Source organism: Rosenbergiella gaditana (genome assembly GCF_018494065.1).
In the GTDB taxonomy this organism is placed as follows: Bacteria; Pseudomonadota; Gammaproteobacteria; order Enterobacterales; family Enterobacteriaceae; genus Rosenbergiella; species Rosenbergiella gaditana.
Genome location: NZ_JABBFR010000054.1, coordinates 1 through 1,222, shown reverse-complemented (window position 1 = coordinate 1,222; position 1,222 = coordinate 1). Strand labels below are relative to the sequence as shown.

At 52.1% G+C, this 1,222-nt stretch carries 1 rRNA gene; it reads right to left on the bottom strand.

The features are described 5' to 3' along the window. Nucleotides 1-53: 53 nt before the first annotated feature. Nucleotides 54-1,222, bottom strand: a 23S ribosomal RNA gene (locus HH682_RS15395); the annotation flags it as partial.

The window sequence follows — 1,222 nt, the reverse complement described above, 5'->3', positions numbered from 1 at the left end:
TAATCTGTCAACGCGCTGATAAATCTCTCAATCCAAAACGCCTCTGGCGTTGTAAGGTTAAGCCTCACGGGTCATTAGTACTGGTTAGCTCAATGCATCGCTGCACTTACACACCCAGCCTATCAACGTCGTAGTCTTCAACGTCCCTTCAGGACTCTCAAGGAGTCAGGGAGAACTCATCTCGGGGCAAGTTTCGTGCTTAGATGCTTTCAGCACTTATCTTTTCCGCACTTAGCTACCGGGCAATGCCATTGGCATGACAACCCGAACACCAGTGGTGCGTTCACTCCGGTCCTCTCGTACTAGGAGCAACCCCCCTCAATTCTCCAACGCCCACGGCAGATAGGGACCGAACTGTCTCACGACGTTCTAAACCCAGCTCGCGTACCACTTTAAACGGCGAACAGCCGTACCCTTGGGACCTACTTCAGCCCCAGGATGTGATGAGCCGACATCGAGGTGCCAAACACCGCCGTCGATATGAACTCTTGGGCGGTATCAGCCTGTTATCCCCGGAGTACCTTTTATCCGTTGAGCGATGGCCCTTCCATTCAGAACCACCGGATCACTAAGACCTGCTTTCGCACCTGCTCGAACTGTCACTCTCGCAGTCAAGCTAGCTTATGCCTTTGCACTAACCTCACGATGTCCGACCGTGATTAGCTAACCTTCGTGCTCCTCCGTTACTCTTTGGGAGGAGACCGCCCCAGTCAAACTACCCACCAGACACTGTCCGCAACCCGGATTACGGGTCTACGTTAGAACATCAAACATTAAAGGGTGGTATTTCAAGGTTGGCTCCACGCAGACTAGCGTCCACGCTTCTAAGCCTCCCACCTATCCTACACATCAAGGCTCAATGTTCAGTGTCAAGCTATAGTAAAGGTTCACGGGGTCTTTCCGTCTTGCCGCGGGTACACTGCATCTTCACAGCGATTTCAATTTCACTGAGTCTCGGGTGGAGACAGCCTGGCCATCATTACGCCATTCGTGCAGGTCGGAACTTACCCGACAAGGAATTTCGCTACCTTAGGACCGTTATAGTTACGGCCGCCGTTTACTGGGGCTTCGATCAAGAGCTTCTCCTTACGGATAACCCCATCAATTAACCTTCCAGCACCGGGCAGGCGTCACACCGTATACGTCCACTTTCGTGTTTGCACAGTGCTGTGTTTTTAATAAACAGTTGCAGCCAGCTGGTATCTTCGACTGGCTTCAGCTC